Origin of the sequence: Myroides profundi, assembly GCF_000833025.1 — a bacterium.
Lineage (GTDB): Bacteria > Bacteroidota > Bacteroidia > Flavobacteriales > Flavobacteriaceae > Flavobacterium > Flavobacterium profundi_A.
On record NZ_CP010817.1, the window covers coordinates 1,181,237 to 1,203,521 of the forward strand.

Here is a 22,285-nt window from a genome sequence, read left to right on the forward strand (position 1 = left end):
TTAAAATGAAATAAATGAATAGAGTGAAATGAAAAAAGACAGCGAAGTGCATGCTGTCTTTTTTACTTAAATCAATATATTCAACTACTCTATTTTTGTGCGGGTAATGTTCTTGTTAGCCAACCTCTTTTGTTAGCGGTAGCAATTGCGTAAGGAGTAATCCAGAATAGTGTAAACGTATAGAAGATACTATATGGATACGCCCAGAAAGACTCTACTACACTATATCTTTTCGAGTAGAAAAATACTTGAATACTCGAGAAGATAAAAATACTTACTAAAGCAGAAGTGATAAATACTAAAGGTTTAGTCGCTATGAAGAATAACATTAAGATTAATAAAGGATAAGCCATTAATACTCTTAACCATTGGTTTAACAATAAAATTCTTGGCCCTATTGTCGATCCTTCTCTAAACTTCTTAAAAGCAAATTTACTCATAGCAATGTTCTCTCTCACATTACTTCTTTCCCAGCGAATAAACATCTTGTATAATGTTTTATACTCTTCAGGAGTATTCGTTAACACATAAGCATTACGTTGGAATAGTACGTGGTATCCTTGTTTTAGAATCATATTTGTCATGGCTCTATCCTCACCGATATCAGAAGGCTGTCCCATGAAAGTTTGGTTGATCCAATCTTCTAAACAGTTCATTACAGCTTCTCTTCGATATGCTGCTAATGCTCCTGGGGTACATAGTACTGATCCTAAAGCACTCTGAGCAGAACGTATAAATTCAAAACTGAATACAAAACTTACATTAAGCATTTTAGGAATAACACCATCTTCAGTATTTAATACTCTCACATTTCCTCCTACAGCACCACATTTCTCGTTGTATACGAATGGGCTAACTAAGTTTCTAAGTGTATCTGTTTTTACAATAGAATCACTATCTACTGTGATATAAACTTCACCTTTCCCGATATTAAAACCTCTGTATAGCGCATGTCTCTTTCCTTGGTTTTTAGGTTGTTGTAAGATAGATACTCTTTCTCCTAATTCTGCTTTAGCTTTAATCATCCAGTTCCATGTATCATCCTTACTACCATCATCTATAGAGATTATTTCTAATTTCTCTGCTGGATAGTTACTATTAGCTAAACTAAGCAGTGTATCATACACTAGACGTCCTTCATTATAAGCAGGTACGATAACAGTACATGTTGGTAATTCGTCGTCACTTAATGAAGCAACAGGTTTATATCTAAAATAAAGATATACTATATAAAGCAAGAAGCTCATTTGTAATACAAATAGAACAAGTCCAAAGTTAATTACAGTAGAACCCCAAAAAGTTTTTAATTGTTCAAATCGTATTCTTTCGAAGTATGGTTGTAATTTATAAATTAAAAATATTCCTACCCCCATTAATAAAAAGGTACCTCCTAAAACGATATAATCAGTTGTGGATAATGATTTTGTCTTTAAAGGTTTTCCTTCTTGTTTGTCTAAAGGAATTGATTGTGGCGTATTAATCGTTTTGTTGTTTTGCATAACCTTATCTTTTAATATTGTTATACTATTTGTGTGTTTGTTTTATAACTTATTTTTTAGTGTTTGTATTTGAGAATATCTCTCATTATAAAAGTTTTATTAACCAAATAGTTACTTAAATACCTTCAATAGTTGTGCCATCACTGTTTTAGAGGGTTTGGGCCTCTTTTTAACAAAATAAATGACACATAGTGTAGATAGTTGGGGAATGAAGTGAGGTCATTATACTCTCTTTTGCTTTAGAATAGTATTTATTAGTACTCTTGTGGAATAGAATATTTACACTTTTTAGTGTCTATACTTAATTGATAAGGTAGCTAAAAAGAATATTTAAAACAGTATTTTTGTAAAGTTCCCGATTAGAAAAGGAGTGTAAATAGAAAAGAAAAATAGGATTATGAAAGAAATTATAGGAGATTATAAAGCAGTCTTAGACTTAGGAGAAATGAAACTAGATCTAGTATTGCATATAGAAGATATAGATAAAGTTACTTTAGACTTACCTAGTCAAGGAGCGATGGGAATCGAAGCTACCAATATAGTTTTTAAAGAAGCCAACTTAAGTTTCTCAGTTTCAGCTATGGGAATGAGCTTTGCAGGGGAGTATATAGAAGATAGAATAGAAGGAAAGATGAATCAAATGGAACAAGAACTACCTCTTGTTTTTGAAAAGACAGTGATTACTCTACCAGGAAATCCTTCGTTAGTATCTACAGAAGAAGAATTATCGGTCTTAGCTAATAAAGAACAAGGGGAGTATAAGTATAAGGTAGAAGATTACTTTCAACGTCCTACATCATCTGGATTTCAACTCTCACCTAATGGGAAGTATTTATCTTATAGAGAAAAAGACGAGAAGAATAAACGCCATGTGTATGTAAAAGAGATTGAGACAGGTAATATCATCCGCGTAATAGAAGAAGGAGAAGAGTTGGTAAGAGGGTATGGATGGATTAATGATGACCGTTTAGCGTATGTAATGGATAATGGAGGAGATGAGAACTACCATATATATGCTGTGAATGTAGATGGTACTAATAACATAGATCTAACCCCATTTGAGAAGGTTCAAGCAGGTATTCTGAATATGCTTAAAGAGCAAAAAGACTATATCATCATTACAATGAACCTTGAAAATGCTCAAATATTTGAGCCTTATAAGATTAATATAAATACAGGTGAATACGTGAAGCTATTTACGAATGATGACCCATCTAATCCTGTATCTGATTATGATTTTGATAAAGATGGTAATCTTAGAGGGTATTCTAAGATGTATAATGGTATACAGACACAGTATTTTTATAAAGCAGAAGGAGAAACAACTTACCAATTATTTCATACTATAAATTGGTCTGATACCTTCTCTCTTATGGCATTTAACTATGCGTCTACAGATAAAGATGAAGCTTATGTTTTGACTAATTTAGATTTTGATAAGCAACGCATTGTACTGTATAACTTTAGAACAAAGTCTGTAGTTAAAGAAGTATATGCTAATGCAGAGTATGATGCTTCTATTATTGGACTTTCTCGCAATAGAAATTGGGAGATAGACTACTTAGGGTACGAAGGCGAAAAAGTTGTGATAGAACCAGTAAGTGAGACTTTTAAGAAGATTAGTGCTGATCTAGACAGACACTTTGGAGAATATGAGTACTCTATAGCAGCTAAGACAGAAAAAGAAGACCGTTATTTGATTATAGTACAGAGTGATAAGCTTTATGGTAAGTATTATAATTATGATAAAGCAACAGGCGATGTTACTCTGCTTTACGATCTAATGCCTCAATTAAAAGAAGAGGATATGGCAGAGATGTTACCTATCTCGTTTATGAGTCGTGATGGGATTAAACTACACGGATATATTACATTACCTAAATCTGCTAAAGAAGGAAATAAAGTCCCTTTAATTGTGAATCCACATGGAGGACCACAAGGTATTAGAGATAGTTGGGGCTTTAACCCAGAGACACAGTTATTCGCAAGTAGAGGATATGCAACATTACAAGTGAACTTCCGTATATCAGGAGGTTATGGAAAAGAATTCTTTACATCGGGTTTTAAACAAATCGGACGAAAAGTAATGGACGATGTAGAAGATGGAGTACAATACGTTATCGAACAAGGATGGGTAGATGCTTCTAAGATTGCTATTTATGGTGCTAGCCATGGAGGATATGCTACACTGATGGGATTAGTGAAGACTCCGGAGCTGTATACTTGTGGAGTAGATTATGTTGGTGTATCTAGTATATTCACATTCTTTGAATCATTCCCAGAATATTGGAAGCCTTATAAAGATATGGTTAAAGAGATATGGTATGATTTAGATAATGAACAAGAAAGAGAGATTGCTCGTGAAGTGTCTCCTGTATATCAATTACACAAAATTAACAAGCCTCTTTTCGTTGTTCAAGGAGCGAATGACCCAAGGGTAAAAATAGCAGAGTCTGATCAAATTGTAGAAGCGCTAAGAGCACGTGGTTTTGAAGTGCCTTATATGGTAAAATATGATGAAGGGCATGGCTTTGCAAAAGAAGAGAATAGTATTGCTTTTTATAAATGTATGATGGGCTTTATCTCAGAGCACTTAAAATAAAGGACAAAAAAATCCCTGTTATACATAACAGGGATTTTTTTATCTATTAATATTCGCTATTAGAGCCAAATACTGTCTTTCTATTCACATATTGACCTCTTGTAAAGTCAGGCATTTCTTGTACTTGACCATGTGCAACTATAGACTTCTCACTTAAAGGTGTCACAGCATACCAAGTCGCTAGGTCATAAATGTCAAATGGGAACTCTATATTTCTTTTGATACTTTCTACAAAGGCATTGATCATAAAGTAATCCATACCACCATGACCAGCACCTACAGCTTTAGCCTCATTGTTTTTCCACAGCGGATGATCATATTGCTCTAAGTAGTCTTTAGAGTTAGCCCATTGATGAGAATGATCCATCTCTTTTTCGAAGTAGATAAATCCTTTGTCTAATCCACCAGAGCTTATCTCTTGCCAGATACCATCAGTACCCTGTACTTTAAAACCTAAATTATATGGACGTTGTAGAGAAGTATCATGAGTAAGTACCATTGTCTCACCATTCTCACATTTAAGTGTTGTAGTGACGATATCTCCTTGCTTAAAGTTTACTTTTGCATTAGGGTGATCTTGACCACCATTCTCTACGATATATTGATGTAGTCCTCTTGCTTTAGAAGCCATAGAAGTAAGATGAGTGATTCTGTTTCCTCTATTGACATTAAACATAGCAGCTAGAGGCCCTACACCATGCGTAGGATATAGTTCCCCATTTCTATTGACATAGTGATCTGTTCTCCATTTCGCTTCACTAAATCCTTTCTCACCAAATTCTACACCTCCACCATAAGGTTGTACTCCATCGTTAAATAAGACATTTCTAAGGTCGTGTTGATATCCACCAGTACCGTGGATTAATTCCCCAAACTTACCTTTCTTCACCATATTGAAGACAGCCATAATATCACGACGATAACACACGTTCTCTAACATCATCAGGGGGACTTTTGTCTCTTCATACACATTCACATAATTCCAACATTCCTCTAACGTCATGGCTCCACATACTTCCATACCCACTATCTTGCCTGCACGCATCGCTTCTGTTCCTTGTCTCTCATGCCATTCCCAAGGAGAGGAGATAATGACAGCGTCAATGTCATTGCGTTTTAGAAGATTTTGATAGTCATAATCTCCTTTGTCATATACGATAGGTTGTTTCTTATTGTGTTTATCTACGATTTTTTGAGCGCGTTTAATCATTCTGTCATTAGGATCAGCCATTGCGATTACTTCTACATCGTCTCTTTTTAATAATTCATCTAAATGCACTTGCCCTCTTAGCCCAACAGCAATCATTCCGATACGCACTTTTTTAGTGTTGTTGGAAAAGCTAAATAAAGAAGAAGGTACAATTAATGCACCTATACCAGCCATACTGGTATTTTGAAGAAAAGCTCTTCTATTCATAATAGTTATAGTTAATAGGTTAGAACTCAAAAATAGAAGATAAGTAGGGGAATAAAAAGTAAAATAGTTAATTATTTCTCACAATGTACTTAAGTACTAGTTTGAGTAAGCGTATTTATGTTAATGGTGTTTGTATAAAGGTATTGTGGTTTTCAGAAGTAAAATGTAGTACTTTGTAAAAAAGCAATAAGATGAAAATAATAAAAGAGACTCCAATTATAAAAAGCGATAGACTAGTTTTAAGAGAATTAAGAATAAGTGATGCTCCTCAAGTATTTCATTATTTCTCTAAAGATGAAGTAACAGAGTATTATGATTTAGCAACGTTTACGACTGTAGAACAAGCAGAAGAACTGATTCAGATATGGAATGATAGAACGATAAATGGACAAGGTCTTCGATGGGCTATAACTTTAGAGGGAAATGATGAACTAATAGGAACATGCGGATTTCATAGTTTATCACCAGAGAACAGTAGAGCAGAGATAGGATATGAAGTAACTCCTGCCTATTGGGGCAAAGGAATAGCTAGTGAAGCAGTAGCCTTAATGTTACAGTTTGGTTTCCATACATTAGACTTACATCGTATAGAAGCTTTTATTGATCCAGCACATGATGTTTCTCGTCGTGTATTACAGAAAAATGGAATGAAAACAGAAGGTGTTCTTAGAGATTACTTTTTTGAGAAGGGAAGATATGTAGATGCAGAGTTGCTATCTATATTGACTGATAAATAGGGAGTTATATTCTTTTAGAAAAAGGAAAAAGCCAATTGTTCATGATTAATGACCAATTGGCTTTTTAGTATTTAAATTTTTAAAGGGATATGAGACAAATGTAGCGCATTTATAACTAGTATAAAAGCCAAAAAATGTCTTTTTTAGAGGATAATACTCTTTTATCAATAAAGGAGTTTATCTGTTTAATTAAAGGATAAAAATAAAGTCTTTTATGCTTTATTCCTTTTATTAGTTTAAAATTTTCACACCTTTTAAGAATATCCAACGCATACAGATTTTATCTCCTTTATCAGTTTTGAATACTTTAAACTGAGGAGCTAAGATTGTAGCAGTTACAGCACTTGTCAGTGGTAACCAAAAACCACTTAATGCTGTAAAAGTAGTGAATGCTAAACGACATAAAATGAATAGTACAGCAAAACTCAGAAACTGTAAGATGATGGTTTTAGTAGATACACTCATGGTTTAATCATTTTTATTAATATATTTTCCTTTTTTACTTCCTTCGTATAGTTCATATTTTACTAAACGAGCTTCTAGTTTTCCATTGTATAGTTTAATCTTTCTAGAAGGTCTTAATCCTACGAACTTTAAGGCTTCTACATTACCTGTGATAAACCAAGCTTCTGTACCAGGATATCCTTGTTTTAATGTATCACCTACTTCTCTGTAGAAGCGCTCTAGATCTATGTCTAGACGTTCTCCATAAGGAGGGTTAAACACCATGTGTAGTGGGCCTTCAGTTTCCTTTTGAGTATCGAAGAAGTTCGCAGTTTTTATCTCGATATATTCGTCTAAGTTAGCATTTCTTACGTTATCTATTGCTTTTAATACTGCAGAAGGAGCCTTATCGTATCCTTTTATTGTATAATGGAACTCGCGTATTCTTTTTAATAGCGACTCTTGTACTTTGTCAAAAAGCTCAGCATCCCAATCATTCCATCTTTCAAAAGCAAACTCTTTTCTATTGATATTTGCAGGGATATTACAAGCGATCATAGCAGCTTCTGTTAAGATTGTACCAGAACCACACATTGGATCCATAAAATCACTTCTACCATCCCATCCAGACATTAATAACATTCCTGCTGCTAACACCTCATTGATAGGAGCGATATTAGTAGCTGTTCTATATCCACGGTGGTGTAGAGAGGCTCCTGACGAATCTAGAGATATTGTACACAGATCTTTTTGTAAGTGAACGTTAATTCTTAAGTCCGGATAATCTTTATCTATACTTGGGCGTACTCCACTTTTATTTCTAAACTGATCTACGATAGCATCCTTTGCTTTTAACGCAACGAATTGAGAGTTATTAAAATTATCTGAGAATACTGTAGCGTCTATTACGAAGGACTGATTAGCTGTTAGATATTCACTCCAGTCAATACTTTGAACTCCTTTATATAAGTTTGCTTCATTATATACTGCAAAAGTAGCAATAGGTTTTAGAATTTTTAAAGCTGTACGCAGAGATAGATTGGCTTTATACATAAAACCTTTATCTCCTTTAAAACTCACCATTCTAGTACCCTGTTGTACATTTAATGCACCTAATAATTGTAATTCTTTTGCTAGTACTTCTTCAAAACCGAAGAAGGTCTTAGCCACCATTTTAAAATTTTCCATCTTTCTTCTTATATAAGGAATAATTGACTATTCTGCTTTAAACCAATATACTACGTCTGATAAAAACGCTATAATTTACTGCGTTTTTTTCATTATTTCAAGACTATTTTAGTTAGTTATAAAATCCTGATATGTCTGTGATATATGCTAGGTTTAATCCGCAAAAATAAAGTAAATTTGCAGGCTAATTAAAAAGTTTTAAAATAAAAGTATGTCAAAAGAGAACAAAGCTTGGTATAAGTCGTGGTTTGACACCACTTATTACCATACTTTATACAAAGATAGGGATTACGAAGAAGCACAAGTGTTAATTGATAATTTAACTCATTATTTAAATTTAGAAGAAGGGGCTAAAGTGTTAGATTTAGCTTGTGGAAAAGGAAGACATTCTATATATTTAAATTCTTTAGGCTATGATGTTACTGGAGTAGATCTGTCGCCTAATAGTATAGAAGAAGCTAGCAAGTATGCTACGGATACACTTCATTTTGAAGTACGTGATATGAGAGAGCCTTCTACAGAGAAGTATGATGCTATCTTTAATTTGTTTACTAGTTTCGGATATTTTCCTGATCCAGTTGATAATATGCGTACATTAGATGCTATTCATCAGAGTGTAAATGAATACGGATTAGCAGTAATTGACTTTATGAATGTAGATAAAGTAATTGCTAATCTAGTGCCTTCTGAGGTTAAAACGGTAGACGGAATTGACTTCCATATCACTAGAAAATACGAAGATGGGTTTATTATCAAAGAGATTGTCTTTGATGCAGATGGAGAACACCACGAATACGAAGAACGTGTTAAGGCGTTAAGACTAGAGGACTTTGAAGCGATGATGAATGAGAAAGAAATCTACCTTTTAGATGTTTTTGGTGATTATAAGTTACGCAAGTTTTATAAAAAAGAATCAGATCGATTAATTATGATTTTCAAATAAGCCAATGGTTTATATTATACCTTTATTATCAGTTATTGTAGGGTATTTAATAGCAGTGCTATTACAACCCAAAAACAAAAAGAATTTAAAATTGCTAATGGCCTTTAGTGGATCATTCCTGTTAGCATTGACAGTCACCCATTTATTACCTGATGTGTATGCAGCTAGTGAAGCTGCATCATTAGCAGAGCATGCGGGACATAGTCATGATCACGGACACGACCACAGTTCTGGTAATATTGGTTTCTTTATTATGATCGGGATTGTCTTCCAGATTATATTAGAGTTTTTCTCTAAAGGGGCAGAGCATGGACATGTACATACCCATGACAAATTAGACAAGGTACCTTGGCTTTTATTTATCAGCTTGTGTATCCATGCCTTATTTGAGGGAATGCCAGTGAGTCAGCACGAAGAGTTAGCATGGGGTATAGCGATACATCACTTGCCGATAGCAGTGATATTAACTGCCTTTTTTATTAATGCAAATATGAATAAGAAGGTGGTGCTTTTCTTTATGGTTGTTTTCTCTTTGATGACACCATTAGGAACATTGGTTTCTAGTAATGTAGAGTTCTTGACTCAGTATTACGCTGAGATATCTGCTATAGTAGTAGGTATTTTATTCCATATCTCATCGACTATTATCTTTGAGAGTAACGAAGGACATTCATTTAATATCAATAAGCTTATAGCTATAATATTAGGAGTAGTAGCTGCTTATTTTATATAAGTAGAATTATAATAATATGAGGAAGACGATTCGAAAGAGTCGTCTTTTTTGTTATAGCTAGTTGAGCGTAAGACCTAAGATTAACTTTCTTTAAATAGAATGCCTAGAGTTTTCATAGTGATAAACATTTTAATACAGTCAAAACTCCTTTTTATTATGGTCGTTTTATACTACTACAGTAAAAATACTATCCTTTATTTATAATAACATTATACTCTTTAAAAGCCATTATTAATCGAATAGAAGGTTCTTGTATCGTATAGATAGCGTCAATAAAAACTTCAGCATCTCGTTTAGAAGCAATTATTACCTCATTATTCTTACTATGCTCCTCTTCTTTTTCTTTTACAACTTTGAGAATGAAATCTGTTAAACTTTGGTATCCACCAAGTACAATGTCAGTTTCCACTAAAGCTTATTAAGGATTATGTTTTTTTGTGTATAGTATTCATTTTTAGTGTATTATTTTCTTACGGAGGTATTTTATACGTGTTATAATATGATAAGAATTGTATATATTTGTAATACAAATAAATACAAAGATATACTTATGAGTACAAAGGAACCTAAAAAAGCTGGCTCTTTTAGATTAGATAGAGGTCTATATAATCATATAGAAGAATTGGCAAGAAAGAATAATCGTAGTTTTAATAATCTATTAGAAACACTATTGATTAAAGCAACTAACTATCATGAGCCTAATCAAGATAGTATAAATGCTATGAATGAAACTAATTTAGAAACTATTAGCAAAGAAGAGTTTCACGATTTTATTGATAAAATGTAGTGTATGTATCAACTGCAACTTACATCTCAGTTTAAAAAAGATTTTAAGAAAATTAAGAACAATAAGAAACGCTTAAAGAAAGTGCTTGATCTTATTGACTTATTGATAGAAGGAGGTGTAGGTAATGTTCCAATTGAAATGAGACCACATAAATTAATTGGTAATTGGAATGGGCGCTTAGAATGTCACCTCGAATCAGATTATTTAATTATCTGGTTTGAAGAGAAAAACCCAAATATTATCAGATTAGAACATGTAGGGTCACATTCAGAATTATTTGAATGGTTCTGTTAATATAGATAGGAAAGATAAAGCATCGATATATACTGTACTACGTCATTACTTTTCTAACTAAATGAAGTCCACCTGTACTATACGCTATATCTATAGGTATGATAGTGTTATCTAAGAAGAACTCCCCTTTATTGTATTGGACTATTCTCTCATCGAGGAGGAGTAGATGGTCATTGCCTTCAGTAAGTACATCTAAGTTATGCTCAGTAAGAGGTACACGTTCTATATAATCGATATTGCCGTATGTAGAGAGTTGAGGTATAGAGATTAGTTGTTCATTAAGGTAGGTAGTATATTTCGTGGCGCCTCCTGGAAAACCAAACCAAGGAAATACTTGCCCAATTTGTAGTTTTATATTAGTTAAGTCTCCTTTAAATAGAAAGAGTTTCTCTTCTAGATCTAAAAATGGGAGTGGTAATGATTTCTTTTCAAATACTTCTTCAGCTTCCCAAAAGTGTACTACCCTATGAGCCCAGTCTACATTATCATAGTCTTCGGCTGGTAAATCCTCTTCCCAATAATGCATATACAGTTGCCCTGTTCTGAGTGGGAGTGTAGACTGTTTGAGCGCCTTTTTTTGTTCCTCTGATAGGTCAATATAGACAGTAGATACCGTTGATACATTCGTAGAGGAGGGTTTGTTTTCTTTTTTTCCAAATAACTTTGATAGAAATCCCATAGTAAGACAAGTTTATTTATTCTAAACTAAGAATTTTTATTGAGATAATGGTATTTTAACCTCTAAAATCAACAATTATAATCTTCATAAAAATTAATCTGTAAATTTAAGAATTGCTCTAGATCCTCTAAATCATGTTTAATCGTATTGTGTGCTCCTTCAAAGACAGTGACAGCATTACCCTCTTTTAAATTTACAGATAATACGCAGAATCCACCACCTTTAGCAGGTAGGGTATTCCATAGTGTAAGAGAGTCTATTTCTTCTTTATTAAACGTAATGGCGAAGGCTTTATCCGCAAACCCAATCCTATTATTCGGCTTATCTATCCATATAACAGAATTGTTTTTACTCTGTAGTTTTACAAGATCAGGAGTACTTTTGATTCTTTCATTTCTTAGATAATTACTTGGTGCACTAAGGGAGTAGTTGAATACATAAGTAGCTGATAATACTAGTTTAGGTGTATATATGTCATCTGATAATAGGTCGGGATATTCATACTTAGTATTGATATTCAGTGAAGTGAAGCTATATGCTACAGTTCTAAACTCAGGATCATCTACGGTATAGTTTAGTTCGAATGTGATATGATCAGATTCTGCATAGAAGAACAAGTGATGTTCATTATAAAACGTATAGGTAGCAGTAGAACCTAGATCGTGCTCTAGAATCTCTTTTAGTTGATATAAGCTAGTGTCAGATCCATCTGGAGCAAAGCATTTAGTATAGTAACTCGTAGGAGCTACATCAGCACGTACATCATCTATATAGGTGCCTAAATTATCTACTGTGATATTGCCAATGCGTACAGGATAAGTTATTTCTGCATAGAATCCATCTGAATGAATATACTCTTGTGCCAATAATTCTTCTTTAGTCGTGTTCCAAGGCACAAATACTGGGGTAGGAGCTAGAATTTCATAGCCCTCGAGATAATCATTATGAGATGTATTTGTTAGTTTATAATTCTGTTTGTAGGTAGTTCTGTATAGCTTATGTATATTATTTGTTTTATCGTTGAGGTGTTGAGTCACTAAGTTGATATCGAAATGAAACTGTTCGGCTAAGTATAGCCATAGTTTTTCTGTACCTGCGTAGTCACCAGGGATGTAGTACTGTCTATCTTGGTAGATGAACATACTTGGCTCACTATAGTCAGATGTCTCTAGATAAATGTATTCTATTTTAGGGATAAGGATTATTTCATCTTCACCTTCATAAGATCTATTGTTGATAATAATTTTGTTATCTGTTATTCTTACGATTCCTCTATCCTTATTCTCTTTTGGAAACTTACTTTTATGCGAAAACCACCCCATACACTTACAGTTAAAAAGATAAAGGTAGAGAATATCAGTGATTCTCTACCTTTATCTACTAGGATTTTCATTGTGTTTTATAGGTCATTATCTAGATATAGAATACTACTAGGATGGAATTCACGATTATTAATCATAACGTATTGACCAGTTAAGGTCTGTTTTAGATACCATAGTTGTCCTACGACAAGTGTAATACTGCTTTCTAACGTATTCTGTATAACCCACTCTTTAGCAGAGAGGATTTCTCCTTTTTTGACAGTGAAGGAAATACTTTCTGTTTTGTGTATTTCTTGATAGTTAAGTTGATGATATTGTATAAATAACTCTACTTTGATCTCAGATGTATTATCCTCAAAGTTAAAATAGTCATTGATAGTAGAGGTATCTATACTAATACGTGTTTTATGACTATCTAATTTCTGGAAAGAGATAGGTAAGGTACAATACTCTCCAAAAGGAGTATTCGTATTAAAGTCAAAACCTACCATCCCGCTTAGATCAGTATTAAAGTAAGTGCGTTGACCTAAAGAGAATACTTCATTATTACGCAGTTGTGCTAATGCAAGCGTGTTCATTCTAAGGTGCATTTTTTTACAATGGTTGTTGTTCATCGCGAGCTGGATGAGGTGTCTTAATTGCCTATTGCATTTCTGCACCGTACCAAAGTCTGTAGCTGCCTGCTTCGTTTTTTTAGTCTGTTTTTGTTTAGAGGGTTTGCCTTGCATAATGACTTTGTTATCTACTATTCTGAATACAGAGTTTAGATACTTTCCTTGAGGTCTCCCTTTTGCATCAATTTTTGCCATAATATTTATAATTTATTGGTTATACTTTACTTTCATAGTAGTCTTCTTTGACTATTGATTTGGTTCATTTATTATTATGTGAGTACTGCGTGAGATACGTTTCCGTTTTTTTGGTTGATTTAACGGAGTGAGTACGGACTCATAACGGACTCACTACGGACTCAATTCGAGTAAAACCTAACTAGAATACAACCAGACATCAAATGCGATAGCAGTTTCTGTTGTGCTTTTATCCTTGCGTTTTCTCTTTGCAAAGTTTTGAATTATAAATATGTTTTTTTTTGAGATGGGAAAAAATGGCCACAAATGTCCTAAAATGGCCACAAATGACCTATCTCGATTAAAAAATGATCTATAAGAAAGGTAAAACAGACAGACTTGTCTGTTTTTATTTCTATCTTTGTTTCATGAAAAATAATTCACCTAAGGAGAGAGTATTAGAGGCTGCTACTTTACTCTTTCATCAATATGGATATAATAGCACAGGGATCAATGCTGTGATAGAAGAAGCTAAGGTGGCTAAATCTAGCTTTTATGACCATTATAAAACAAAAGATGATCTAGCTGTAGCGTATCTAAAAGCTAGACATGACTATTGGTTTATGGGATTGACAGCAGGTGTAGAAAAGATGCGTACAGTTAAGGAACGTATCATAGCAGCGTTTACCTATATTATAGAGATGAATGAGAAGGAGGGATATAGGGGCTGTGCATTTCTTAATATGTTGTCAGAGCTACCTGAGCATAAAGGGAAAATTTATAATGTCATCCACCAGCATAAGACAGAATTACAAGCATATTTTAAGGCATTAGTGACAGATGAGAACAGAGCCTTTATGTTATATATGCTGTTTGAGGCTGGGCTGACGGAGAGTCAAGTCTATCAGAACTCGGCCTACGTAAAGAAAACAATAGAATTACTAAAACAAGATTTAATCTAAATGAAACGATATATAGCAAAATTTAAAACAACAGAGACTAGCCCACAATCAGCTACTTCTAAGCATTCTATATACTCAGGGATAGGAGGTATGTTAGCGATAGGTGTGATAGCCTTTATGACTAAAGAATTAGAAATGCCTTTAATCATGGCTCCCTTTGGAGCGACTTGTGTATTGGCATTTGGAGTACCTGATAGTCCTTTGGCTCAACCTCGTAATATCATAGGAGGTCATCTATTAGCGAGTATAGTAGGACTGCTATGTCTTACTTTTTTAGGGACAGAGTGGTATTCTCTAGCAATAGGAGTAGGTGCAGCGATAGGCTTAATGCTAGTGACTAAGACTACACATCCACCAGCAGGTGCAGATCCTCTAGTCATTATACTAGGAGGAGCGAGTTGGTCTTTTATTGTTAATCCTGTTTTGGCAGGATCTGTTATTATTACAGTAATAGCCTTGTTATTTAACAATATAAGCAAGCTGAGGAAGTACCCTAAGTATTGGTGGTAATAATCAGATTAATTGCGGTACTATTTATATATCCATAGGGATAGTGTTTATGCGTTTCATATTTTTGCGCAAAAAAATATGAAAAAATCGTATAACCATCTGATAGGGATTATATTAGGTAAGCTAGTATGGTTTGGAGGTATTGGTGTTATTGTTAGTATGGCATTAGCTCTTACTAATAAAGTACCGGATACAGTAGAGTGGTTTTTATTAGTTGTATTGCCTTTCTTTATTATTGGTGCGATATACTATGTGTTTAAGTATTGTAATAGTATTGACTTTGAAGGAGATCATCTTATTATCACAACTGTCAAAGGTGAGAAGATGCTATATTCTGTAAGAGATATTCAAGATATAGGAGTGTTAGAACATAGAAATTCGGGGGTATTGATTGGGTATAGTTTAGTACTGACTTTGGGTGGACAGCGCAATAAGGTATGGAATTTAGCAGGGTATAGTGAGAAGACGCTGAAAGAGATTATAGGTCATTTACCTGATGAGGTAGATGTATAAGTGATGATAACATAAATAATAAAAAAAACCATAATCTAGTAAGAGTATGGTTTTTTTTGTGATATTTAATTTTTGTACTAATCATACTTATCACATCGTCTAAACACTACAAATTGTTTGATGCCTATAAATGTACTTTCTACAGGGAATGTATTGATATAGTCACCTAATATATCTAATCCTTCATCCCAAGGTTCGTTATCTAAGAGGCAGTCACCTATTATTTCTCCTGACTGTTGTTTTGATATATACATTTTTAGCCAATGGAACTTTTGATCTCTAGATAACATAGACTCAAGTTTAGAAGCTAATAGTAAATATAATTCATCACCACTTAGTTCTCTGTTAAAAGAACCCTGAACACGTAAGTCACTTAATGCGGGATGCCATAGTACTTCATCACTAGTGAAATCATATTCTGGAGAATGGGTATCTGTAAGGCTCTCTGCTATGGGTTTAAAGGTAGAGGTGATATAGTTCTCTACTACAGATGCTATTCTATCTTGTACCGTTTCGCCTATCCCAGCGATGCTTTCCATAATACCGTCAGGAAAATGAGTAGGGTGAGCAGTATTAATCATGAGGTGCATTAGTTCTTTTGCATAATCAGGATTTCGGATGATTCTGAATTCTAGTAGTAATTGGTCATCGACGATGATAATCTGAGTAGCTTCATCTACTAATACAGCATAGTCTAACGTAGTGATTTGATTAATTAACTCATCCATTAAAAGCATCTCCTCAGTAGGAAGATGATCTTGTTTTTCTTTTTTATTGTTCTGGAAATTAAATAGTTTCATAGCTGTGATTTATTGTAAAGATAAGTGTTAATAGTGTATTTCCTTTATGTTGATATATTTTTGAATTTTTGTCTATAACTGAACACTTATTTTAATAATAAATTCAAAATATCTATCTTGCGGTAACAAAAACAACAATACATGAAGAAAGTTATATTATCAGCCTTTATCTTATGTGGTAGCTTATTACAAGTAGTAGCTCAGAATCCACAGGCGTATAAGAATGGAGTGATTGTATCAGCACACCCAGAGGCAAGTAGAGTAGGAGTAGATATCCTAAAAAAAGGAGGTAATGCAGTAGATGCTGCTGTAGCAGTAGAGTTAGCATTAGCTGTGGTATATCCAAATGCTGGTAATATCGGAGGTGGAGGATTTATGGTGTATCGCGGTAAGGATGGAAAGATAGACGCATTAGACTATAGAGAAAAAGCTCCTATGCAAGCAAGAGAAAATATGTATTGGGGAGGAGATGGAGAAGCGATAACAGAATTGAGTATGAGAGGAGCCTTGGCAACAGGGGTACCAGGTACAATAGCAGGTATGGTACAAGCTCATGCTAAGTACGGTTCTCTACAATGGGAAGAATTGGTACAGCCAGCTATAGACTTAGCAGAGAAAGGATTCAGTATTACAGAAAAACAAGCAGGTGAGTTCACTAAACAACATGGTAACTTCGTGAAGTTTAGTACACAAAGTACAGCTATTACTGAAAAAGAACAGTGGTCAAAAGGAGATGTGTTTATTCAAAAAGATTTGGCTGAAACACTGAAACGTGTACAAAAAGAAGGACATAAAGGATTCTATGAAGGGAAGACGGCTGAGTTAATCGTAGGAGAGATGAAGAGGGGTAATGGAATGATAACTCTTGAAGATTTAAAACGCTATGAAGCAAAATGGAGAACGCCTATAGTAGGGGAGTATAAAGGATTAAAGGTAATCTCTATGCCACCTCCGAGTAGTGGAGGTATTGCCTTAATCTCTTTGTTCCAATCCATAGAGAAATACCCTTTAGCAAAGTGGGGATTTCAATCTGAAAAAACAATACAAGTAATGGTAGAAGCAGAACGCCGTGTATATGCAGATAGAGCTGAGCACTTAGGTGACCCTGATTTCTATAAAGTGCCTGTAAATCAGTTAGTCAATAAAGAATACAATCTAGGGCGTATGGAGTCTATGTCTTTTGATAAAGCAACGAAGAGTACTGATATTAAAGCAGGAGAGTTAGGTGGGTATGAGAGCGATGAGACAACGCACTACTGTGTAGTAGATAAATGGGGAAATGCCGTGTCTGCAACGACTACATTAAATGATTCTTATGGTTCTAAAACGATAGTAGGAGGAGCGGGATTCTTGTTGAATAATGAGATGGATGATTTCTCTGTGAAACCTGGCACACCTAATATGTATGGATTAGTAGGAGGAAAAGCGAATGCGATAGAACCAGAAAAGCGAATGTTAAGTTCAATGTCTCCAACAATTCTAGAGAAAAACGGTAAATTGTATATGGTAGTAGGTACACCAGGTGGATCGACAATTATCACTTCTGTGTTTCAAACGATTCTGAATGTAACTGAATTTGGGATGAATATGCAAGAGGCGGTATCAGCACCTCGTTTTCACCACCAATGGCTTCCTGATCATATCGATTATGAACCAACAGCGATTACGGCTGGAGTGCGAAAAGCGCTTACTGATAAAGGTTATATCCTAAAAGAACGCAAACCTTATGGACGTGTAGAGGGAATTTTAGTCAATAAAAATGGTACTTACCAAGCAGGAGCAGATACTCGTGGAGATGATATCGCTATAGGTTACTAGTTGAATTAGGAATGTTTTTTTAACGCTCTGTCCTAGACAACAAACTATATCACATAATATTTACAAAAGGTTATCTTTCATTAGATAGCCTTTTGTATTTTAGGTTTAAGATATATGTGGTTAATTTGAATTTCAATAAAAAGAAGGAAAAGAAATGATAAACTTGATGTTAGAAAAGTATAAGAAGATGGCAGAGGAGTTAGTCTCTGAACCTATCCATTTGAAGAAATATGAATACTTAGGAAAAGAAAGAAATCATGAGAATGCAATAGATAGACATCGAGTATTAGTAGGCTTCTTACATTCAGAAGAATTGAGAGAGGAGCAGTTGTTAGTTAAATTGTTTGAAGCAGAGATAGCGAGTAGGCGAGAAGATGATTTTCAGGGATTCACAGAGGCATTAGATCTAGCCGCGTATCTAGTTAGTTTATATCAACGTTCTGATTATATCTCCTTATTTATTCAAGCGAAGAATGCCAACTTTGATACGCATTGTGGATTTGATAGAGAATATTTGCTACACAATGGAGTAAAGAATACATTTGAATGGATAGCCCATCAAGAGGTGAGTTGGAAAGAAGATTTTTATGACTTAATTGGAGAAAATTTAGCAGAATGTGATTGGGATGAAGAAGACATTGTAGAGTGGAAGGAAAGAAAACAAAGATATTATAGCCTTTGTCCTGAAGAGATGTCTACAGAAGGCATTGTTTATTATGCATTGGATTTAGAAGAAGATGAAATTGCCAAAGCGTGTATTCAATCTTGGGAAGAGAATATCACTGTATGGAATAAGAAAAGTTGGGAGGATTATGTATCTTTCTATAAGTGTATAGGAAATATAGATAAAGTGATAGTAGGAAGAGAAGCGCTATGGGAGTATGTAGAGGATGATGCTTGGGGTAAAGCAAGCTTCTTAAGTAAATTAATAGAGGATTATCTAAGTATTAACGAGTATGTCAAAGCTTGGTTAAAGTTAAAAGAAGGAATACTATACTTAGAAGAAGTAGAGGAGTGTTATGAAATAAACTTAGGAAGGTACTATGTGATATATGCTTGTAATTTACTGATAGGAATTGCTAATAAAGAAGATATGATGTTCAAAGATATATATCCTTGGATAAAAACAACTTTAAATAAAATAGAGGTTTTCCCTAATCTCTTAGAGAAAGCGATACAAGTTTTTGTACTAAGTGGAGATAAAGTTTTAGAGAATAAGTACATTCTAGAATTAGAGTTGTTGCAAAAAGAATAACACAAGTGTGTTAAAGTATTTGGTATTTAGTTAATTAAGTTTTTGTTTTTAAAGAAGAAGTTTAAAAAATCACTATATTTAAGAGACTTTTTAAACTTCAGGCTTATGAACACCACATTAACTAATAAGACCGCTGCTATATATCCTTTTGTAGATGAGAAAGGAATGTATGGATATTGTAATCAAGAGAAACAAATTGTCATCAGTCAACAGTATGCCAGTGGAGGATTATTCACTAAGTCAGGTTATGCTGTAGTACGTGATAAGCAAGGGATGTACGGTGTAATAGACCTAGAGAATAAAGAGGTACTGAAGTGTCGATATGATCGAATAGAGTTATATGAGGTAGGGCGTTTTACAGTTGCTAATATTGTGCAGTCGTATACTGTCCATAGTCGCTTCTGGCAATGGAAGTTCTTGCCTAACTTTAATATCATGAGTACTAGCTCTTCCTTTAAGCCACTATGGGGAACAGAGGTCATAAGAGAGAAGGTAACTGTATTAGTATTAGATACAAAACAAGTACTAGATACAAAGACAGTTACTAAAGATAAGCTCTATAGAAGTGGTACTTCTATCAAGATAAAACAGATCGGTAGTAAGTTAATTCAAGTAGGAGATGATTTGTATTTTGCAAAAAAAGATAGATTAAAACGTATAGTCAAAAAAGTAGTTAGTACTTATGACAATGGATTGCGATGGGTGAGAAAAGTGAATGATGAAGAGGTAAGAGTGTATAATCTGAAAGGTAAAAAAGTGAAGTCCTACGAAGTTATTCCTCAACCTATTTTTCCAATTACTTATAAAGGGAAGGAATATAAGGTATCTATGCAGACAGCTAAGTCTCACTTAATAGCTAAACCAACTATATGTAGAGATACTATAGGGAATGGAAGGTATTATGTCAACTATGAGTTTGATATGTATATTCCTGTGCATCTAAAAGTAATTGATATTAAAAGTGAACGCAGTATACAAGATATTTGGAAGAATGTATTGAATATTTATCCCGTAGTATCTAAGCATTTCTTTATAGTGGAAGTAGCACCTATTAGTGCGGAAAGTAGAGTAAACGAATTCTATATCTTGACAAAGCATGGAGTACTTAAAGATTGTCTAGATAAGCCAAGTGATTACTCAATTACCTCTTATTACAATGAGGTGCTTTGGCCTGCAAAAGAACTATTAATAGATCAGAAAGATATCCCTCAGGGGTTCTTATTAGAGAAGATTAGAACGATAAGCAGTATAAAAGAACCTCTTTATTTTGTGTCGATTAAAAAGGATCAAGTGAGTAGAGTAGGAGTGTGGAATGTAGATCTTCAGGAGTGGTTATTATCACCTGTATTTTATTCTTTGCGCTTAATGGATAATATCAAGTACTGTGTATTTCAGTTAAAAGAAAATGGCTTGTATGGGATATTAGATATTACTACTAGAACTGTGGTGTACGAACCTATATTTACCTACGTAAAAGATGGAGTAGAATACTTAGCTGAGGTAGAGCTAGAAAGAGAGAAAGATGAAGTAAAAAATGTATATAACTGTTTTTACATAAACTTATTGAATGGAGAGGAGTTCCACCCTGGAAAAAATATATTAGAGTTTACATCTCGAAAAGTATAAAGAAAAAGCCCATATAAAAGAAGATTCTATATGGGCTTTTGTTATGAGATTTACTGTTGTACTATTTTATGCCTTTTTTTCTTGAGTAATTGTAATCGAGTATTGCGCAAACTATCGCGAGTTTGTTTTCTTAGGTACTCATGATGTAAGAACCAACCACCAATACCTCCTATAATACTTCCAATTACAATATCAATAAAGCGAGCTTGAATTAAGATATTAGGTGTACTGATAATAGGATTACCCGCCTCTGCAAGAAGTACAGTAAGAGCTGTAATAAAGATAACAGCTACTGCATAATTACGTGAAATAAACATTTCTATAATAAACTGAAGTACCATTATACAAATACATAAATATAAGGGTGCTGTAGAGACTGAGATAAGCGCCCAACAAAGTCCTAATCCAATAAAAGTACCTGCGATACGCTGTAATGCACGTTGCCATACGTGATATAAAGAAATCCCTTGCATAATGGCCGCACAAGAAATAGGAATCCAATATGGATTGTCAAATTTCAATAGATGTCCTACTAATAAAGATATACACATGAAAGCACCAACTATAACAGCCTTGATTAGGTAATCAAATTGGTCTTTGACTGGGACAGGACGTACTAAACGTATTGTTGTTTTACTGTTGTATTTTTTGCCTACTATAACACTGTATATTAGAGCTAGAGTACAGGCAAACATAGTTCCCATGACTACATATCCTAAACGTGTAGGGATAGTAGCTAAGTCAAATGGCATATTACTAGACATAGAAGCTACCATAATAAAAAAGAAGCTACCAGGAGGTCGAGTATTGAAATATAGGTTGACCCAATGGATTGCGGTAACGAATATACCAAAGGCTATAGCAGAGGCGATAAAGTTAAAGCTAAACGATATACCTACCGCAAACGATAACATAAAACCAAATGAACATACTAGCATGGTGATCATGCGCTGAGCAGTAGGAATATTAGAAGGGAGGTATAAGATAACTAATCCTGCTAGACAGGCTAAAAGCCCTGCTTGAAGATTGTCATAATACCATCCTGTTAATAAGGGAAGTCCTGTAGCAAGCATTGCCATTAAAGGGATATGCCATAGTCGTTCGCTGTGTTTTAATTTAAATAGTGTTTTGCTCTCTTGTTGTAACAAGTTGACAAAAAAGTTATTCTTCATTTTGTTGATTCTAAAAAATTCTCTCAATAGAGATCGGTACTGTGGAAATGCTTTACTTATCAGGTAAGTATAAGAGATAAGTTATTCTTTTATATTGGTAAGCATTTGAACAATACAAAGGTATGGAAATAGAATGAAAGAAGTAAAATGATAGGGATGAAATAGAATTGTATCGTGATTATTACATATTATTATA

The 22,285-nt window shown here is 34.0% G+C and carries 22 protein-coding genes; 12 read left to right on the plus strand and 10 right to left on the minus strand.

The genetic code is table 11. The features are described 5' to 3' along the window. Positions 1–89: 89 nt before the first annotated feature. Entirely contained in the window at positions 90–1,499 is a 1,410-nt protein-coding gene (locus tag MPR_RS05315; protein WP_041889970.1) for a glycosyltransferase family 2 protein, read from the minus strand. 397 nt (positions 1,500–1,896) lie between these two features. Here MPR_RS05315 and MPR_RS05320 point away from each other — a divergent pair, with 397 nt between their 5' ends. Further along, positions 1,897–4,101 carry a S9 family peptidase gene (locus tag MPR_RS05320; RefSeq protein WP_041889973.1) on the plus strand — a complete coding sequence of 735 codons (2,205 nt, stop codon included), beginning with the start codon at positions 1,897–1,899 and terminating at the stop codon, positions 4,099–4,101. A 46-nt stretch (positions 4,102–4,147) separates the two neighbouring features. On the opposite strand, the gene MPR_RS05325 is transcribed toward MPR_RS05320, so the two are convergent. After that, on the minus strand, positions 4,148–5,518 hold the full coding sequence (locus MPR_RS05325) for a Gfo/Idh/MocA family protein (RefSeq protein WP_041889976.1): 1,371 nt from the start codon (positions 5,516–5,518) through the stop codon (positions 4,148–4,150). Positions 5,519–5,709: 191 nt separating this feature from the next. On the opposite strand from MPR_RS05325, the gene MPR_RS05330 reads away from it, so the two are divergent. Then, positions 5,710–6,255, plus strand: coding sequence for a GNAT family N-acetyltransferase (locus MPR_RS05330; protein ID WP_041889980.1), 546 nt, complete (start codon positions 5,710–5,712; stop codon positions 6,253–6,255). Between the two features lie 231 nt (positions 6,256–6,486). On the opposite strand, the gene MPR_RS05335 is transcribed toward MPR_RS05330, so the two are convergent. Together MPR_RS05335 and MPR_RS05340 are read right to left on the minus strand one after the other, a co-directional pair. Then, positions 6,487–6,720: a hypothetical protein gene (locus MPR_RS05335; RefSeq protein ID WP_025126096.1), complete on the minus strand. Its 234-nt coding sequence runs from the start codon at positions 6,718–6,720 to the stop codon at positions 6,487–6,489. A gap of 3 nt (positions 6,721–6,723) precedes the next feature. Then, positions 6,724–7,872 (minus strand): THUMP domain-containing class I SAM-dependent RNA methyltransferase, encoded by a 1,149-nt coding sequence (locus MPR_RS05340; RefSeq protein ID WP_025126097.1) that lies wholly within the window; start codon positions 7,870–7,872, stop codon positions 6,724–6,726. 226 nt (positions 7,873–8,098) lie between these two features. Between MPR_RS05340 and MPR_RS05345 the strand changes: the two genes are divergently transcribed. Both MPR_RS05345 and MPR_RS05350 read left to right on the plus strand, forming a co-directional pair. Continuing rightward, positions 8,099–8,830, plus strand: coding sequence for a class I SAM-dependent methyltransferase (locus MPR_RS05345; protein WP_041889983.1), 732 nt, complete (start codon positions 8,099–8,101; stop codon positions 8,828–8,830). A gap of 4 nt (positions 8,831–8,834) precedes the next feature. After that, positions 8,835–9,563 carry a ZIP family metal transporter gene (locus tag MPR_RS05350; protein WP_006263154.1) on the plus strand — a complete coding sequence of 243 codons (729 nt, stop codon included), beginning with the start codon at positions 8,835–8,837 and terminating at the stop codon, positions 9,561–9,563. Positions 9,564–9,750: 187 nt separating this feature from the next. On the opposite strand, the gene MPR_RS05355 is transcribed toward MPR_RS05350, so the two are convergent. Continuing rightward, positions 9,751–9,972 carry a type II toxin -antitoxin system TacA 1-like antitoxin gene (locus MPR_RS05355; protein WP_235280567.1) on the minus strand — a complete coding sequence of 74 codons (222 nt, stop codon included), beginning with the start codon at positions 9,970–9,972 and terminating at the stop codon, positions 9,751–9,753. Between the two features lie 141 nt (positions 9,973–10,113). Between MPR_RS05355 and MPR_RS05360 the strand changes: the two genes are divergently transcribed. Further along, positions 10,114–10,350: a hypothetical protein gene (locus MPR_RS05360; protein WP_025126100.1), complete on the plus strand. Its 237-nt coding sequence runs from the start codon at positions 10,114–10,116 to the stop codon at positions 10,348–10,350. Positions 10,351–10,353: 3 nt separating this feature from the next. After that, a complete protein-coding gene (locus MPR_RS05365; RefSeq protein ID WP_041889987.1) occupies positions 10,354–10,644 on the plus strand; it encodes a type II toxin-antitoxin system RelE/ParE family toxin in 291 nt (96 codons plus the stop codon). Positions 10,645–10,681: 37 nt separating this feature from the next. On the opposite strand, the gene MPR_RS05370 is transcribed toward MPR_RS05365, so the two are convergent. From MPR_RS05370 to MPR_RS05380, 3 genes are all read right to left on the minus strand, one after another. Further along, the gene (locus MPR_RS05370) at positions 10,682–11,323 is read right to left on the minus strand and encodes a hypothetical protein (RefSeq protein ID WP_041889989.1); all 642 of its coding nucleotides are present in this window, start codon (positions 11,321–11,323) and stop codon (positions 10,682–10,684) included. A gap of 68 nt (positions 11,324–11,391) precedes the next feature. Next, positions 11,392–12,645 (minus strand): hypothetical protein, encoded by a 1,254-nt coding sequence (locus MPR_RS05375; RefSeq protein ID WP_041889992.1) that lies wholly within the window; start codon positions 12,643–12,645, stop codon positions 11,392–11,394. Between the two features lie 77 nt (positions 12,646–12,722). Further along, positions 12,723–13,454 carry a hypothetical protein gene (locus MPR_RS05380; protein WP_041889995.1) on the minus strand — a complete coding sequence of 244 codons (732 nt, stop codon included), beginning with the start codon at positions 13,452–13,454 and terminating at the stop codon, positions 12,723–12,725. 407 nt (positions 13,455–13,861) lie between these two features. Here MPR_RS05380 and MPR_RS05385 point away from each other — a divergent pair, with 407 nt between their 5' ends. The 3 genes from MPR_RS05385 to MPR_RS05395 all read left to right on the plus strand — a co-directional run bounded on the left by MPR_RS05385 (position 13,862) and on the right by MPR_RS05395 (position 15,418). Continuing rightward, entirely contained in the window at positions 13,862–14,395 is a 534-nt protein-coding gene (locus tag MPR_RS05385; protein ID WP_041889997.1) for a TetR/AcrR family transcriptional regulator, read from the plus strand. After that, on the plus strand, positions 14,396–14,905 hold the full coding sequence (locus tag MPR_RS05390; RefSeq protein WP_006256723.1) for an HPP family protein: 510 nt from the start codon (positions 14,396–14,398) through the stop codon (positions 14,903–14,905). A gap of 78 nt (positions 14,906–14,983) precedes the next feature. Further along, on the plus strand, positions 14,984–15,418 hold the full coding sequence (locus tag MPR_RS05395) for a hypothetical protein (protein ID WP_006263158.1): 435 nt from the start codon (positions 14,984–14,986) through the stop codon (positions 15,416–15,418). 77 nt (positions 15,419–15,495) lie between these two features. On the opposite strand, the gene MPR_RS05400 is transcribed toward MPR_RS05395, so the two are convergent. Beyond that, positions 15,496–16,218 (minus strand): DUF6348 family protein, encoded by a 723-nt coding sequence (locus tag MPR_RS05400; protein ID WP_041889999.1) that lies wholly within the window; start codon positions 16,216–16,218, stop codon positions 15,496–15,498. Between the two features lie 141 nt (positions 16,219–16,359). Here MPR_RS05400 and ggt point away from each other — a divergent pair, with 141 nt between their 5' ends. From ggt to MPR_RS05415, 3 genes are all read left to right on the plus strand, one after another. Further along, positions 16,360–18,036, plus strand: coding sequence for a gamma-glutamyltransferase (gene ggt / locus MPR_RS05405; RefSeq protein ID WP_041890000.1), 1,677 nt, complete (start codon positions 16,360–16,362; stop codon positions 18,034–18,036). 154 nt (positions 18,037–18,190) lie between these two features. Further along, a complete protein-coding gene (locus MPR_RS05410) occupies positions 18,191–19,291 on the plus strand; it encodes a hypothetical protein (RefSeq protein ID WP_041890001.1) in 1,101 nt (366 codons plus the stop codon). Between the two features lie 105 nt (positions 19,292–19,396). Then, positions 19,397–20,917, plus strand: coding sequence for a WG repeat-containing protein (locus MPR_RS05415; protein WP_041890004.1), 1,521 nt, complete (start codon positions 19,397–19,399; stop codon positions 20,915–20,917). Between the two features lie 50 nt (positions 20,918–20,967). On the opposite strand, the gene MPR_RS05420 is transcribed toward MPR_RS05415, so the two are convergent. Then, entirely contained in the window at positions 20,968–22,089 is a 1,122-nt protein-coding gene (locus MPR_RS05420; RefSeq protein ID WP_041890006.1) for an FUSC family protein, read from the minus strand. Positions 22,090–22,285: the final 196 nt, after the last annotated feature.

What these genes read in the sequence shown, in the direction of transcription:
- MPR_RS05315 (WP_041889970.1), bottom strand. Translation starts at nt 1,499, where the DNA reads ATGCAAAACAACAAAACGATTAATACGCCACAATCAATTCCTTTAGAC.
- MPR_RS05320 (WP_041889973.1), top strand. Translation starts at nt 1,897, where the DNA reads ATGAAAGAAATTATAGGAGATTATAAAGCAGTCTTAGACTTAGGAGAA.
- MPR_RS05325 (WP_041889976.1), bottom strand. Translation starts at nt 5,518, where the DNA reads ATGAATAGAAGAGCTTTTCTTCAAAATACCAGTATGGCTGGTATAGGT.
- MPR_RS05330 (WP_041889980.1), top strand. Translation starts at nt 5,710, where the DNA reads ATGAAAATAATAAAAGAGACTCCAATTATAAAAAGCGATAGACTAGTT.
- MPR_RS05335 (WP_025126096.1), bottom strand. Translation starts at nt 6,720, where the DNA reads ATGAGTGTATCTACTAAAACCATCATCTTACAGTTTCTGAGTTTTGCT.
- MPR_RS05340 (WP_025126097.1), bottom strand. Translation starts at nt 7,872, where the DNA reads ATGGTGGCTAAGACCTTCTTCGGTTTTGAAGAAGTACTAGCAAAAGAA.
- MPR_RS05345 (WP_041889983.1), top strand. Translation starts at nt 8,099, where the DNA reads ATGTCAAAAGAGAACAAAGCTTGGTATAAGTCGTGGTTTGACACCACT.
- MPR_RS05350 (WP_006263154.1), top strand. Translation starts at nt 8,835, where the DNA reads ATGGTTTATATTATACCTTTATTATCAGTTATTGTAGGGTATTTAATA.
- MPR_RS05360 (WP_025126100.1), top strand. Translation starts at nt 10,114, where the DNA reads ATGAGTACAAAGGAACCTAAAAAAGCTGGCTCTTTTAGATTAGATAGA.
- MPR_RS05365 (WP_041889987.1), top strand. Translation starts at nt 10,354, where the DNA reads ATGTATCAACTGCAACTTACATCTCAGTTTAAAAAAGATTTTAAGAAA.
- MPR_RS05370 (WP_041889989.1), bottom strand. Translation starts at nt 11,323, where the DNA reads ATGGGATTTCTATCAAAGTTATTTGGAAAAAAAGAAAACAAACCCTCC.
- MPR_RS05375 (WP_041889992.1), bottom strand. Translation starts at nt 12,645, where the DNA reads ATGGGGTGGTTTTCGCATAAAAGTAAGTTTCCAAAAGAGAATAAGGAT.
- MPR_RS05380 (WP_041889995.1), bottom strand. Translation starts at nt 13,454, where the DNA reads ATGGCAAAAATTGATGCAAAAGGGAGACCTCAAGGAAAGTATCTAAAC.
- MPR_RS05385 (WP_041889997.1), top strand. Translation starts at nt 13,862, where the DNA reads ATGAAAAATAATTCACCTAAGGAGAGAGTATTAGAGGCTGCTACTTTA.
- MPR_RS05390 (WP_006256723.1), top strand. Translation starts at nt 14,396, where the DNA reads ATGAAACGATATATAGCAAAATTTAAAACAACAGAGACTAGCCCACAA.
- MPR_RS05395 (WP_006263158.1), top strand. Translation starts at nt 14,984, where the DNA reads ATGAAAAAATCGTATAACCATCTGATAGGGATTATATTAGGTAAGCTA.
- MPR_RS05400 (WP_041889999.1), bottom strand. Translation starts at nt 16,218, where the DNA reads ATGAAACTATTTAATTTCCAGAACAATAAAAAAGAAAAACAAGATCAT.
- ggt (WP_041890000.1), top strand. Translation starts at nt 16,360, where the DNA reads ATGAAGAAAGTTATATTATCAGCCTTTATCTTATGTGGTAGCTTATTA.
- MPR_RS05410 (WP_041890001.1), top strand. Translation starts at nt 18,191, where the DNA reads ATGATAAACTTGATGTTAGAAAAGTATAAGAAGATGGCAGAGGAGTTA.
- MPR_RS05415 (WP_041890004.1), top strand. Translation starts at nt 19,397, where the DNA reads ATGAACACCACATTAACTAATAAGACCGCTGCTATATATCCTTTTGTA.
- MPR_RS05420 (WP_041890006.1), bottom strand. Translation starts at nt 22,089, where the DNA reads ATGAAGAATAACTTTTTTGTCAACTTGTTACAACAAGAGAGCAAAACA.